Origin of the sequence: Bacillus sp. ISL-45, from assembly GCF_018613195.1 — a bacterium.
Classification (GTDB): Bacteria; Bacillota; Bacilli; order Bacillales; family Cytobacillaceae; genus Mesobacillus.
In genome coordinates this window covers 201,172-214,940 of the sequence record NZ_JAGGQQ010000005.1, presented here as the reverse complement: position 1 = coordinate 214,940, position 13,769 = coordinate 201,172, and the positions used below count along the sequence as shown (strand labels likewise).

Sequence of the window (13,769 nt, the reverse complement as noted above, 5' to 3'; positions counted from 1 at the left end):
TTTACTTCTCCTTCCGCATCATGTTATTTGGGTAGACAGGCTTGTCCATCTTGAACTTGACGATTTGCAGCGGATGGCGGGCAACATCCAGTTCATTGCCATCTTCATCCCAAATCTTCTCGACAACATGAGTGAAGTTCTCGATTTCAGGCCCAAAGAATTCAACCTCGTCGCCAGGCTTGAAGTAGTTCCTTTGCTGAAGTGTCACCATTTGTGTCTCAGCATCGTAATCAAGCACTAGGCCGGCAAAATCAAAAGTTGTCTTTTTGCTATGGTTTCCAAACATTTGCTCTTTATACCCTGGAACTCCTTCAAAGAAGGCAGTTGCTGTCTCACGGTTTGCACATTTATCCAATTCCTCAAGCCATTCCTGCTTGATAACGAAGTTCTCAGGATCCGCGCAATATGCATCAATCACTTTGCGGTATACACTGACTACCGTTGCAATGTAGTGGATCGACTTCATGCGGCCTTCGATTTTAAGGCTGTCGATGCCAAGCTCGATCATGCGCGGAATTGATTCAATCAACTTAAGGTCCTTAGGGCTCATCGCGAAAGGTGAGTCGCCTTCTGCAAACAAAGCGTTCTCTTCATTTCCTTCAAGTGTATACAAATCATAATCCCAGCGGCAGGACTGGCAGCAGCCTCCGCGATTCGAATCGCGTGCCGTCATGTGGTTGCTCAATGTACAACGGCCTGAGTAAGCAATACACATTGCACCGTGGATGAAGGTTTCGATTTCGATATCTACCTTTTCCTTCATTTCCTTGATTTCATCAGCACTTGTTTCACGCGCAAGAACAACTCGCTCCAGACCTTCTTCCTTCCAGAACTGGACAGCCTTCCAGTTTGAAAGGGATTGCTGTGTGCTCAGGTGGACCTCGATTTCAGGTGCAACCCTGCGGCAAGTTTCGATGATTAATGGATCAGCAACGATGATGCCGTGCACGCCGGCTCCCTTTAAGCCTAAAAGGTAGTCCTCAAGCCCATCGATGTTTTCGTTATGTGCAAAGATGTTTGTTGTAACATAGATTTTTGCTCCGTATTTCTTGGCGAACTCCACGCCTTCCTTCATTTCCTCAAAAGTAAAATTGTCTGCGTTCGAGCGCAAGCCATATTCCTGTCCGCCAATAAAGACGGCATCTGCACCATATTGGACGGCAATCTTAAGTTTCTCAAGATTTCCGGCTGGCGCAAGCAGTTCTGGTTTTTTGACAATCACGCGTTTTCCGTCAACAATCTGTGAGATTTTATCTGCTACTGCTGTCATCATGCAACCTCCTTATTGTTCTCTCTGTTAATAAACCGTCTCTTTGAAAAAGAATCCTGTATCCAGCGGCCGGTTTGGCGGCTGCAGTGCTTCCGCCTCATCAAGCAACCCGTCTTTTTCTTCATCATATTGATCTTGATCCTCAACAGCCAAATCAATGGCTTTACGGTAAAGCTTCGTTACTTCAAGAATATATTCAGGGCTCTTCAGGATGCCGTCAATTTTAAAAGAATCGATCCCGGCTTCCACAAGCTCCGTCAGTTCATCAATAATGCAAATATCATTAGGACTCATAATATGTGTGCCATTTTCATCTTCGAAAATAGGGTACTTATTCTCGCGCTCTTTATCGTGAAGAAACATATTGCGTTCCTGTTTTCGGTTTTCAACTTCCAGCGCTTTGCCTTGATATTCAAAGTAATGTCCGAGCAACGAGCGTTTTGACTGGAACATATTCATCATTCCGTGAACCTGTACCTCAATTTCAACCTCGGCATTTTCCTTGATTTCAACAATCGCGTCCATATTGATTTCCCTTGCAAGAACGGCGCGTTTAGCACCCTTTCTGCCCCAATAGTTGCAAGTATACCAGTTCGTGCCTGTTATTTCCGTGCTCCAATGAAGCTTCATTTCCGGAGCATATTCCTTTGCGGCCATCAAAACAGCAGGGTCGCCGAATGTGACTCCGTCCGCATTGACATCCTTAAGGAAAGTCAGGTAATCACCAAGCAAGTCCACTTTTTCATTATGAAATAACGCATTCATAGCGACATACACTTTCTTGCCTTTTGAATGAGCCTGTTCGATCGCCTGCTTTACATCTTCACGGTTAAACTCGCCAGCTAAGCGCAGGCCGAATTTCTGTTCACCAATCAAGAAAGCATCTGCTCCTGCCTCTGCGAGTGGAATAATATCCTCAACGCTCTTTGGAGTTACCAATAATTCAGGTTTATTCATTCCGTTCACCTCTTCTTACTAATCGCTATACCATCGCCAATCGGAAGGATGACAGTATCATACTCCTGATTGGCAGCAAGCCAGCGATTGAATTCATCTATTTTTTTTACCAGGCTGCGAAGTCTTCTGCTATCGGCTTCCTGATTATATACAAGCCCTTTAAAAAGGACGTTATCCGTAATGATCATTCCTCCTGGTTTCAAATACCCGGAGTACATTTCGAAAAAGCGCTTATACTGCCCTTTGGCCGCATCAATAAAAATGGCATCAAACGGAGCATAGCCGGCAACTTCCTCAACCAGCTCAAGCGCATCTCCACTGATTTGGATGATCTGCTGCTGCCTGTCTGCCCTCTTAATATAATCAACAGCAAGCTTAAACCGTTCCTCATCACGTTCCAAAGTAACGATCTTTGTTTGCGGCAGGGCGAACGACATCCTTAGTGCGGAATAGCCAATTGCCGTTCCTACCTCCAGAATCGCTTTCGGCTGCTGTATTCTTAAGAGCTGCAGCATGGTTTCAATACCTGCCGGCTCCATAATCGGGACACCATTTTGATCTGCATATTCCTCCATCTCTAACAGGAGGCCATTCCTGGGCTGTATTAAAGTATCTATATAACTTTGCAGCTCTTGACTAAGCAAGCTGCTTCACCTCTATTCAAAAGCTGAATCTCAGCAAGAGTAGATATTTTTAAATGACTATCCGAACATGAAAAAAATAGCGTTCACAGGTTAAGAGGAACACCTTCAGGCAATGCTGCCTACAGGTTCATAAGCTAAAAGCCACAACTCCTACTTCTGCAATACACGCTATCAAATGAATCTGAGCTCCCATCGAGAGCCCACACTGGACAGTAATATTACTACAAAAAAACACTTGTATTATTTTATCACAATAAGAAGGGAAATGCTAACCTTTCTGCATTTCCCTTAAATTTACAGTTATTTCTTGTTTGTGATATGTTCATTCACTTTGCGGTTATGCTCTGCGAGCGTTTTAGAGAAGAGCACTTCCCCTGTAGAGGTGGCAAGGAAATACATATCATCTGTGTCAGCAGGTGCAAGCGCAGCTTCGATTGACATTAGCCCCGGATTGGCGATTGGACCCGGTGGCAGACCCTGAATTTTATAGGTATTATATGGATCATCGATTTCAAGATCCTTGTAAAACACCCTGTCTTTATGTTCTCCATGCGCATAGAGAACAGTTGGGTCTGTCTGCAGCATCATTCCATCTTCAAGGCGGTTGTAGAACACGCTGGCGATTTTATCGCGGTCTACTTTCTCAGTAGCTTCCTCTTCGATGAGCGATGCCATCGTCATCAATTCATGTGTAGTCAGTTCTTTTTCTTCCATATGCCCCTTGAATTCACCGAGCACTTCCTTCGTCTTTGTAAGCATGACAGTTACTATTTCCTCGACTGTCGGCTTTTCTGAATAAAAAGGATAAGTTGCCGGGAAAAGATAGCCTTCAAGCGGATACTTGACATTATCTTTCAGGATTTCCTCTGTGAGAACATCAGGGTATTTGCCCATCATCTTATTGATGAATTCTTTATCGTTCAGCTGTTTGAAAATCTCTTCCTCGTCCTGCTGTGTCTTTTCGGCAATAATCCCAGCAATCTGCTTTAATTGCTTACCCTCGGGAATCGTTATTTTCATGACAACTTCTTGCATGACCTTCCCGGTTTTCAAGCTTGTGATGATTTCAGGAAGCGTCATGGAAGGCTTCATTTTATAATCGCCCGCCATAAAGCCGGCTTCGTTTTTAAACTTCACATAATATTTAAAGACTCTGGCATCCCTGATGATCCCTTCATCCTCGAGAATTTGTCCGATTCCGGTTGTTGAGGAGCCTATCGGTATATTGACGTCCACTGTTTTCTTGCTGCTCTCATCCACTGGTTTCAGGGCTTCCTTGATATAATAATAGCCGCCCCCGCCAATTGCCCCAATGAGCAGAATCCCCACGATCGAGGTGATGAAGACAATCTTCCTAACGATTCTCGCTTCCTTCTGCTGTTCAACCAGCTTTTCAGCAATCAATTGCTTTTTATCTGTTTTCGAATCTTTTATATTTTTCTCGTCTGACATAGTTCCCCCTCCAGTTAACAAAAACTTACTTCCTGGATACTCTCTAATATCACATCTCGAACCATTATACTATAATTTCTATTTTTATTTGCAAATAATTACGAAAAAATACTGCAGACGACAAATTAACCTAAATTTCGGCAGCGAATTCACGCTTGTTTTTATATGAATATAACCGACTCATTAATTAGTAGTGCTGGGCTTCAATAACTCGATACGATACCTCGTTTTTATCGGACACTTTTCACGATTTCTCTCTTCTGTTTGGCCGATAGATCCCTTCTATCGGACACTTTCCGCAGACTCTCCCTTCCGTTTCGCCGATAGGAGTATCCGAGGAAAAATAAAAAGACCAGGCATTATTCGCCTGGTCCCAGTTTGAATATTTTATTCTTCGTCTTGCTCAGCAAGGAATGTTTCCAGCATTTCTTCGATCATGTCCCATTCTGCGTCAGTTTCAATTGGCATTAGTTCGCCATCTTCATTGTCTTCTGAAGGGTTGAATGCGGAAGCGTGGATTTCGATTTCTTCGTCATCGTTGTCCTCTGCACCTACTGGATAATAAAGCACATATGACTTGCCGAATTCTTCTGAGTCAAATGTGAAAAGTACTTCGCATAATTGTTCATTGCCGTTTTCGTCTACTACTGTGATGTTGTTTTCGCCGTGGTCCATTATAGTCACCTCAATTTAATTTTGGCTGTTTAAATAGCCTTGTAAAATCATTACTGCAGCCATCTTATCAATGACCTTTTTCCTTTTTTTTCGGCTCATGTCTGCTTCGAGCAAAACCCGCTCGGCAGCCACTGTCGTCAGACGCTCGTCCCAAAGGATGGCAGGCACACCGAACCTTTCTTCCAATTCACGGGCATAGAATTGGCTCGCCTCTCCGCGAGGGCCGATTGTGCCGTTCATGTTTTTTGGCAGCCCGACGACAACCTTGTCGACTTCATACTCTTTTATTATTTTACCAATTTCATCAAAACCAAACACATTTTCTTCTTCGTTGATTTTCAATGTTTCAAGCCCCTGAGCTGTCCATCCCAGTTCATCGCTCAGTGCAATGCCGACTGTTTTCGAGCCGACATCTAGTCCCATGATCCGCAATTTATTTCCCCTCTCGATGGTTCCTTAAATAGGATTTAACCAGTTCCTCGATAATTTCATCCCGCTCCAGCTTGCGGATGATGTTACGGGCATCCCGATGGCGGGGAATATAGGCCGGGTCGCCGGAGAGCAAATAACCGACAATCTGATTGATCGGGTTATATCCCTTTTCCTGCAAGGCTTCATACACCTGCAGCAGGACTTCATTGGCATCATGCTCAAAAGGCTCTTCGGGAAAATTAAATCTCATCGTCTTGTCAAACGAGCTCATCGAATGCACCTCACTTTTAAAAAATGGCCGGTAAAATTTTCTTCAAGATACCTTCATTCTACACTACTTTACTTTTATATCAAATTGATTTCACCCATTCTTCGGCAAATTGAAGCGCATTGTCGAGTTTTGAAGGGTCTTTTCCGCCAGCCTGGGCCATATCCGGACGGCCTCCGCCGCCTCCGCCGCAAATTGCCGCTGCTTCCTTGATCAGTTTCCCAGCCTGATAGCCTTTCTTGATCAGGTCATCTGTCACTGCTGCAATCAGATTCACTTTACTGCCGTCGGTCATGCCAAGGAGGATGACTGCTGAGCCAAGCTTCTGCTTCAAATCATCAGCCATATTTCGCAGGCTGTTCATATCAGCTGCATCGACACGGGCTGCCAGCAGTTGGACACCATTCACTTCTTTGACCTTAGAAGTAAGGCTTCCTGCTTCAATATTACCCAATTTTGCCGAAAGGGATTCATTTTCGCGCTGAAGCTGCTTCATTTCAGCAAGCATTGAGTCAATTCTGTTTGCAACATCTTTAGGAGATGTCTTCAATTTGGCTGCAGCATCTTTCAGGATACCGATTTGGTCATTCAGCACTTTGTAAGCCGCTTCCCCTGTTACAGCTTCAATCCTTCTAGTTCCTGCACCGATGCCGCCTTCAGATACAATCTTGAACAGTCCGATGACGGATGTGTTTGGAACATGGCAGCCGCCGCAAAGCTCAAGACTATAGTCGCCGACTTTTACGACACGGACAATATCGCCATACTTTTCGCCGAATAATGCCATCGCGCCCATGGCTTTGGCTTCAGCAATCGGCTTGAAGCTGGTCTCAACCTGAATGCTTCTCCAGATTTTTTCGTTGACGATTGATTCTACTTGCTCAAGCTCTTCTGCAGTCACCTGACCAAAATGAGAGAAGTCGAAACGCAGTCTGTCAGGCTCGACAAGAGATCCTGCCTGGTTTACGTGACCTCCGAGCACATCCTTCAATGCCTGGTGAAGCAAGTGTGTCGCTGTATGGTTCTTGATGATTCTTGCACGGTTTTCCTGGTCCACTTGAGCTGTTACTTCAAGGCCTTTGGTTACCTTGCCTTCTTCTACAACTGCATGGTGAAGGTTTTGTCCGTTAGGAGCTTTCTTTACATCCTTGACAGATACCTTAACACCATTCGCTGCAAGGGTTCCTTTATCGGCAATCTGGCCGCCGCTTTCTGCGTAAAAAGGTGTAACATCAAGGATGAAATGGATCTCATCGCCTGCATTCGCTTCTTCAACAAGCTCGCCTTCTTTGACCAATGCAACAATCTTGCTGTTTGTTTCGAAATTATCATAGCCGATGAATTCACTGCTCTCTTTAATGTCGCCAAGAATACCGCCCTGAACCTGCATGGAACCTACATCCTGACGTGCAGCACGTGCTCTTTCACGCTGCAGCTCCATCTCTTTTTCAAAGCCTTCATGGTCGACCTTCAAGCCTTCTTCCTCAGCATACTCTTCTGTCAGCTCGACAGGGAAACCATAAGTGTCATATAGGCGGAAGACATCTTCACCCTGGACCATGCCGCTGCCTTTTTCCTTCTCCTTCTTGATTAGCTCAGAAAGAATCGAAAGTCCTTCATGAAGCGTTTCATGGAAACGGTCTTCTTCATTCTTGATGACCTTCTGGATAAAGTCGGTCTTTTCTTTTACTTCCGGGTAGAAGTCATGCATGATTTCACCAACCACAGGCACAAGCTGGTACATGAATGGACGGTTGATGTTCAGCTTCTTGGCATAACGCACAGCGCGGCGCAATAATCTTCGAAGTACATACCCGCGGCCTTCGTTTGAAGGAAGGGCACCATCGCCGACAGCAAATGCTACCGTACGGATGTGGTCAGCAATAACTTTAAACGCCTCATCCTTCTCTTTGGACTGACCGTATTTTTCACCGGAGATTTCTTCAGTCGCATTGATGATGGGCATGAACAAATCTGTTTCAAAGTTTGTCGGAACGTCCTGAACGACAGAAGCCATACGCTCAAGCCCCATACCTGTATCAATATTTTTCTTTGGCAGCGGTGTGTATGTTCCGTCAGGATTATGGTTGAATTCAGAGAACACAAGGTTCCAGACTTCTAAATAACGGTCATTTTCTCCTCCAGGATATAATTCCGGATCTTCAGGATCATTGCCGTACTCTGGTCCTCTGTCATAGAAGATTTCTGTGTTCGGACCACTTGGACCTTCACCGATATCCCAGAAGTTCCCTTCAAGGCGGATGATGCGCTCTTCAGGAACACCGATTTTCTCTCTCCAGATATTGAAAGCTTCGTCGTCTTCCGGATGGATGGTTACGGAAAGTTTTTCAGGATCAAAGCCAATCCACTTTTCATCCGTAAGGAATTCCCAAGCGAATTCAATTGCTTCTACCTTGAAATAATCACCGATCGAGAAGTTTCCAAGCATCTCAAAGAAAGTGTGGTGGCGCGCTGTTTTGCCGACATTTTCGATATCGTTCGTACGGATGGATTTCTGCGCATTTGTGATACGCGGATTTGCCGGGATCACACGGCCGTCGAAATACTTTTTCAATGTAGCTACACCACTGTTGATCCAAAGAAGGGAAGGATCATCGTGAGGTACGAGCGATGCGCTCGGCTCGATTGCGTGGCCCTTTTCCTTAAAAAAATCAAGATACATTTTTCTGATTTCAGCACCTGTCAGTTTTTTCATAAAACTAACCTCCTAAACCCAAGTGAAATTTTAGCTTTCAGGGATTTTAGACAACAAAAAAAGCCCTCATCCCTGGACAGGGACGAGAGCTTGCTCGCGGTACCACCCTGATTATGGACACAAAGACACGCGCCCATCTCTCAAAAACGCTTTAACGCAGCTGCTACGGCAGGTTTTGCCTGCACTCCGGAATAGCCTTCTGTTATCCTTCACCGGGAATTCTTTCAGCCTGGGAATCCCTCTCTGGACAATGGTCTATAACATACTCGTTCCTTCTACACTTTTCGAATTATTAATCTATAGCCGAATTATATATAGCCAGGTGCGGTTTGTCAAACGACTTGGCAAAAATTATGAAGGTCGTTCTTTCTTTCTCTCAAGGATGATATGATCTTTTGCATGAATCAATGCCGCCCTCAATACAACCAGGACAGGAACAGCAAGAATCAATCCAAGAATGCCGCCAACCTCTTCTCCTGCCAGCAGCGCAAACATAATCATCAGCGGATGCATGTGCAGGCTTTTCCCGACAATAAGCGGGGAAAGGATATTACCCTCGAGGAACTGAAGCGAAAATACAATCACGAGTGATAAAAGCACCATCTTCACCGACATGGTCGCTGCGATGATCACAGCTGGAATAGCTCCGATAATCGGACCGAAATAAGGGATTACATTCGTTATCCCAACGATTGCTCCCAACAGCAGCGAATACTTGATGCCCGCCATCCAAAAAAACAACGAAGATAGAACACCAATGATCAGACAGATGAGCAGCTGGCCCCGGATATAGCTCCCGAGCGACTTGTCGACTTCGTGCAGGAACTTTGTGCCTGGCTGTCTCCATTGCCGCGGTGTCAGATACCATGCCGCTTTCTTCATGACATCGAAGTCCTTCAGCATGTAAAAAGCGATAAACGGGATAACCGCTATCGTCAATATCGAATTTATGATATCCATCAGGAAAGCCATCGTACCTGCAAGCACTCCATCAAGCCATAGCTCCATCCGTGTAATTCCCTCCTCGATTCTTTCGTGGATCCCTGCCGGCCAAGTCGAGGTCTGGTCGACAATATTGTTTACCATTTGCCTATATTGCTCGGCAAAATACGGAGCATTCTCCGCCAGGTCACCCAGCTGGCGAATCACTGCGGGGACCCCTTTGTAAAAAGCAAACCCAGCACCGCCAAAGAACAAAATATAGATGATCAGGATCGAAACCCCGCGATGAAGGCCCTTTTGATGAAGGGCCTCAACAATAGGATGGAGCAAATATGTAATAAACGCAGCCACGGAAAAAGGAACAAGCAGTGAAATCAATACTTCCAAAAACGGAATCCAAATGGACTGTAATTTTATGAAAATAAATAGCACAATGAATAAAAGGAGAAGAAATCCGAGCCGGTAATACCATTTCATCTGGATATTCAATATCTTCACCTACCTTCCTGTTTATTCTTGAAAAAAAGGTGGCGGATTATGCATTTTTGGCCTCGCGAGGATGCTTATAGAGACTTTTTTTGAGATTATGTAGCTATTTTTGTTATCAGTTAGCGAAATTTTTCCTGCTTAATGCTTTTTCGTGACTAGAAATTGTGTTTTTCAGTTAATATTTGTAAAACAAATCCAGAACAGTGCAATTGGAAAAATTATTCTCTTAATAATCGATTATAATTAAGCAAAAAAACCAAATAATCTCCCAAATATGATGCTTAATTGAGCAATGAAAGCTGATAATCATGCCGTCTGCATAAATTTAGGAAAAACAAAGCTTGTTTTCCTGTTAAACAGTAAAAAACCCCTGCAAAAATTACAGGGGTTTATCATTAAGCAAATTAAAATAAAGCTTTCGTCATTTTCCTGCCAAGCCTCTTCATTTTTCTTCCAGACAACATATTATTGTTGGACGTATAGTTGTAAGCTGCCATGCCAGCACCAAAAGCGATTACGGAGGTTAACATTCTATTCAATGTGCTTCACCTCCTCGATTTATTTTATATGCCGTATTGACGTTGATCTTCTTCAAATAAATCATCAAGTGAGCTCAATGTTCCATCTTCTTCGACTTGATGGGTATGGATCAAGCCATTGTTCAGAGACAGTTCGATGAAGCAATTCCAGCAGTAATATTGGTTGATGCCAATTTTACCGATATCCTTGCTCCTGCAATTGGGACAACTTAACATAAGGACACCTCATCTCGATTTAACAGTGACGACGATGGCATCCTTTCCGATTGCAGGTGGACCAGTGGTCTTAATGACACGCTTCCCATTCGCGATATCCGAAAAAAAGCCATCCGTTAATTCGTACCCTACAATCGTGCCCACTTCTTCCATGAAATATACATCCTCCAGCAAGCCCAGCTGCTCCCCTTCCTTCGAAAGAAGCTTTTTCCCAGCGAGGCTCTCATTATGTTCAAATGTATATTCAGGCTCTGTCTCCAATCGCTCCAAGGCTGACTTGTCTTTCACCATGACCCCATCTTCACCAAAGGATGAAACCTTGTCCACTTTGACCTGAAACGTTTTCTTGATGAACGCTCCCTTTTTTACAAGTAAGCCTACTACGCTTCCATTACCAGAAATGCTCACATCACAAACTTCGCCCAGTTTCTGACCACTCGCCAATTCATATACAGGCAGTCCCTTTAAAAGTGAAAATGTCCGCAAAAGTGTGTCCCGCCTTTCCGAACACTCTTAGTTTCCACTGACTGCAGGCAATTCATGAGGTGTAAGGTTTTCCATGGATAATATAAAAGAATCCGCAATAATCGCAGATTCTTAAGCCTCATTTTCCTCCATGAAATCATAAGGAGTCAGATTGCCCATCCCTATCAGCGGATCAGCTTTTTTGATGATGTCGATATAATCCGTTTCCTCATCTATTGGGATATTTTGTCCACTTAGATTTTCCGGCTGGGGCTTGCCTTGTTCCTTTGTGCCTGCTTCACCATTCAATCCAGGCAGCATTTGTACAAGCTTCTCAACCAGTGTGGTATTCCTTGCTGTATCCTCAGAGCGTTCAATCCCCATTTTCAGTGCTTCTTCTTCGCCAACAAGAATGAGGAATTGCTTACTTCTGGTGATCGCTGTATAAATCAGATTCCGGCGCAGCATCCTGTAGTAGCTTTTTACCACCGGAAGGACAACTATCGGAAATTCACTGCCCTGGGATTTATGTACTGAACAGCAATAAGCATGGGTGATTTGCGACAGGTCCGGCCTGTTATAAGTGACTTCAATGCCGTCAAAGGAAACAATCAGCTGATCTTGTTTTTCTGTGTTTTCCTTTGCGTAAAGGATCGCGACTACCTCACCCATATCCCCATTGAATACATTGGCTTCCGGCTGGTTGACTAGCTGGAGGACCTTATCGCCGATCCGGTATTTCACATCGCCAAACGCCAGCTCTTTCCTGGTGCCATCAGCATTCGCATTGAATAAATCCTGCAGCAGCTCATTTAAACGGTCAATACCGGCTGGACCCCTGTACATCGGTGCCAGTACCTGGATGTTCCTAGGGGAATACCCTTTCTTTTTGGCATTCGCGACTACCTTTTCGACTACCTGTGGAATCTGGCTGGTCGTACATTTTATAAACGATCGGTCCGGCTGTTGTGCGGAAATATCGTCTGGCAGATAGCCTTTTTTGATTTGGTGAGCGAGTTCAATAATCGACGAACCTTCAGCCTGCCTGTAGATATCCGTCAGCCTTACGGTCGGGACCCTTCCAGAATCCAACAGATCCTTCAGTACCTGGCCGGGTCCTACTGATGGAAGCTGGTCTTCATCTCCCACTACGATGACCTGTATATTGTCAGGGAGCGACTTGAACAATTGATGAGCCAGCCATATATCAACCATCGAGGTTTCATCGATGATCAAGATTTTCCCTTCAAGAGGCTGGTCTTCGTTATGGTCAAAGCCTTCCGCGCCATTCCAGCGCAGCAGCCTGTGGATGGTCACGGCAGGCAGGCCGGTTGACTCAGTCATCCTCTTAGCTGCACGACCAGTCGGAGCTGCAAGCAAGAACGGATAAGGTTCTTCTTTTTTATAATCTTTAGGATCCAAAGAACAGCCATGCAGCTCTGCATATAGCTCAACAATTCCCTTGATGACCGTTGTTTTCCCTGTGCCGGGTCCGCCCGTCAGGATCATCATTGGTGACATGAGCGCAGTCTGGATTGCTTCCTTCTGACTTGGTCCGTATTGGACACCCAGGCGCTCCTCTAGATTACCGAGAGCTAGCAGAAACTCTGACTCAGGAAATTGATTTTCATATTCAGTCTGGTCAAGAATCCTTTTTATGTTCACAACCAGTCCCTTTTCCGAGTAATAAAGGGACGGCAGATAAATCCTGTGCTCTTCAGCAACCAGCTTACCTTCTTCACCAAGCTGGATGATTTCGTTCGAGATATCAGTGAATTGTATCTCTATATTCTGATTGTCCTCAAGCAGTTTTTTCACATCGACGAGCAGTTCCTCTGCATCCATGAAAACATGCCCGCCCTGGATGCTTGAAGCCTCGAGAGTATAAAGACAGGCCGCTTTGATACGATCCGGATGGCTGCCTGTCAAACCCAGCTGGCTCCCCAGTTCATCCGCCCTGCCGAACCCGATGCCTTGGATATCCTCCACCAGCTTATAAGGGTTATTTTGGATTACCTCAATGGCCTGTTCTTTGTATACCTGATAAATCTTCATCGACAGCTGAGGGCCAAATCCATATTCGTTCAATGCGACCATTACTTGTTCAAGGCCCTGATGCTCCATCAAAGTGTCATATAGTTCCTTCGCTTTTTCAGGAGCCAGCTTTGGAATCTGGTCAAGTACTGACGGGTTCTCAATGATTCGCGTTATCGCCTTTTCCCCAAGTGTATCGACGATTTTCTCTGCCGTTTTTATCCCGATTCCTTTGAAGAGATCACTTGATAGGTAACTGATGATCCCCTGCTTTGACTGTGGCAGATCCTTGCGGAAATGTGTCGCATGGAATTGGGCGCCGAACTTAGGGTGCTCTTTTACCTCACCAAAGAAAATATAAGTCTCCTGCTCATGAATCCGGGGGAAATAGCCTGTTATGACTGCTTCCTTATCCTCGTACTGCTCATTCGTTTCCTCAACCCTGATCCTCAGGACTGTGTAAAGATTTTGTTCATTATGAAAAATGGTGACAAGATGCTTTCCTTTCATGAACTTACCCTGTTCTGAAAACAAATCAAGCGAGTCCTGTTTGTCCAAAGCACTTCCCCCTTCCCTCCATTGACTTTTGATTGATGACTGATTTCGCATTAATTCTTGCTTTGTATATCTTAGCCGGTTGTTGTAAGGCATCAAGCTCTCTTCTTACTGC

Annotated in this window: 13 protein-coding genes and 1 other annotated feature; all 13 genes read right to left on the bottom strand. The window is 44.8% G+C overall.

Annotated elements, in window-relative coordinates; translation table 11 throughout:
* Window position 1: 1 nt before the first annotated feature.
* A complete protein-coding gene (locus J7E35_RS06490) occupies window positions 2–1,270 on the bottom strand; it encodes a peptidase U32 family protein (protein WP_214778122.1) in 1,269 nt (422 codons plus the stop codon).
* Between the two features lie 27 nt (window positions 1,271–1,297).
* Window positions 1,298–2,227, bottom strand: coding sequence for a peptidase U32 family protein (locus tag J7E35_RS06485; protein ID WP_214778114.1), 930 nt, complete (start codon window positions 2,225–2,227; stop codon window positions 1,298–1,300).
* Window positions 2,228–2,232: 5 nt separating this feature from the next.
* Window positions 2,233–2,871, bottom strand: coding sequence for an O-methyltransferase (locus tag J7E35_RS06480; RefSeq protein WP_214778112.1), 639 nt, complete (start codon window positions 2,869–2,871; stop codon window positions 2,233–2,235).
* Window positions 2,872–3,171: 300 nt separating this feature from the next.
* Complete coding sequence (mltG, locus tag J7E35_RS06475) at window positions 3,172–4,323, bottom strand: endolytic transglycosylase MltG (RefSeq protein WP_214778110.1); 1,152 nt, start codon at window positions 4,321–4,323, stop codon at window positions 3,172–3,174.
* 387 nt (window positions 4,324–4,710) lie between these two features.
* Window positions 4,711–4,998 (bottom strand): DUF1292 domain-containing protein, encoded by a 288-nt coding sequence (locus tag J7E35_RS06470; RefSeq protein ID WP_214778108.1) that lies wholly within the window; start codon window positions 4,996–4,998, stop codon window positions 4,711–4,713.
* Between the two features lie 15 nt (window positions 4,999–5,013).
* Window positions 5,014–5,430 (bottom strand): Holliday junction resolvase RuvX, encoded by a 417-nt coding sequence (gene ruvX / locus J7E35_RS06465; RefSeq protein ID WP_214778106.1) that lies wholly within the window; start codon window positions 5,428–5,430, stop codon window positions 5,014–5,016.
* Between the two features lies 1 nt (window position 5,431).
* Entirely contained in the window at window positions 5,432–5,701 is a 270-nt protein-coding gene (locus J7E35_RS06460) for an IreB family regulatory phosphoprotein (RefSeq protein WP_023627198.1), read from the bottom strand.
* A gap of 79 nt (window positions 5,702–5,780) precedes the next feature.
* Window positions 5,781–8,414 (bottom strand): alanine--tRNA ligase, encoded by a 2,634-nt coding sequence (gene alaS, locus J7E35_RS06455; protein WP_214778096.1) that lies wholly within the window; start codon window positions 8,412–8,414, stop codon window positions 5,781–5,783.
* Window positions 8,415–8,489: 75 nt separating this feature from the next.
* Window positions 8,490–8,701: a binding site (T-box leader), on the bottom strand.
* 64 nt (window positions 8,702–8,765) lie between these two features.
* Window positions 8,766–9,845 carry an AI-2E family transporter gene (locus J7E35_RS06450; RefSeq protein WP_214778700.1) on the bottom strand — a complete coding sequence of 360 codons (1,080 nt, stop codon included), beginning with the start codon at window positions 9,843–9,845 and terminating at the stop codon, window positions 8,766–8,768.
* Window positions 9,846–10,249: 404 nt separating this feature from the next.
* A complete protein-coding gene (locus tag J7E35_RS06445; RefSeq protein ID WP_251040823.1) occupies window positions 10,250–10,375 on the bottom strand; it encodes a YrzQ family protein in 126 nt (41 codons plus the stop codon).
* A 33-nt stretch (window positions 10,376–10,408) separates the two neighbouring features.
* Window positions 10,409–10,600: a hypothetical protein gene (locus tag J7E35_RS06440; RefSeq protein WP_214778092.1), complete on the bottom strand. Its 192-nt coding sequence runs from the start codon at window positions 10,598–10,600 to the stop codon at window positions 10,409–10,411.
* A 9-nt stretch (window positions 10,601–10,609) separates the two neighbouring features.
* Complete coding sequence (locus J7E35_RS06435; protein WP_214778090.1) at window positions 10,610–11,086, bottom strand: PRC-barrel domain-containing protein; 477 nt, start codon at window positions 11,084–11,086, stop codon at window positions 10,610–10,612.
* A gap of 111 nt (window positions 11,087–11,197) precedes the next feature.
* Window positions 11,198–13,657 carry an SF1B family DNA helicase RecD2 gene (gene recD2 / locus J7E35_RS06430; protein WP_214778088.1) on the bottom strand — a complete coding sequence of 820 codons (2,460 nt, stop codon included), beginning with the start codon at window positions 13,655–13,657 and terminating at the stop codon, window positions 11,198–11,200.
* Window positions 13,658–13,769 lie beyond the last annotated feature (112 nt).

Excerpts from the sequence above, each read along its gene's own strand:
- J7E35_RS06440 (WP_214778092.1), bottom strand. The coding sequence starts at position 10,600 with ATGTTAAGTTGTCCCAATTGCAGGAGCAAGGATATCGGTAAAATTGGC.
- J7E35_RS06460 (WP_023627198.1), bottom strand. The coding sequence starts at position 5,701 with ATGAGCTCGTTTGACAAGACGATGAGATTTAATTTTCCCGAAGAGCCT.
- mltG (WP_214778110.1), bottom strand. The coding sequence starts at position 4,323 with ATGTCAGACGAGAAAAATATAAAAGATTCGAAAACAGATAAAAAGCAA.
- J7E35_RS06445 (WP_251040823.1), bottom strand. The coding sequence starts at position 10,375 with ATGTTAACCTCCGTAATCGCTTTTGGTGCTGGCATGGCAGCTTACAAC.
- alaS (WP_214778096.1), bottom strand. The coding sequence starts at position 8,414 with ATGAAAAAACTGACAGGTGCTGAAATCAGAAAAATGTATCTTGATTTT.
- J7E35_RS06485 (WP_214778114.1), bottom strand. The coding sequence starts at position 2,227 with ATGAATAAACCTGAATTATTGGTAACTCCAAAGAGCGTTGAGGATATT.
- J7E35_RS06490 (WP_214778122.1), bottom strand. The coding sequence starts at position 1,270 with ATGACAGCAGTAGCAGATAAAATCTCACAGATTGTTGACGGAAAACGC.
- J7E35_RS06470 (WP_214778108.1), bottom strand. The coding sequence starts at position 4,998 with ATGGACCACGGCGAAAACAACATCACAGTAGTAGACGAAAACGGCAAT.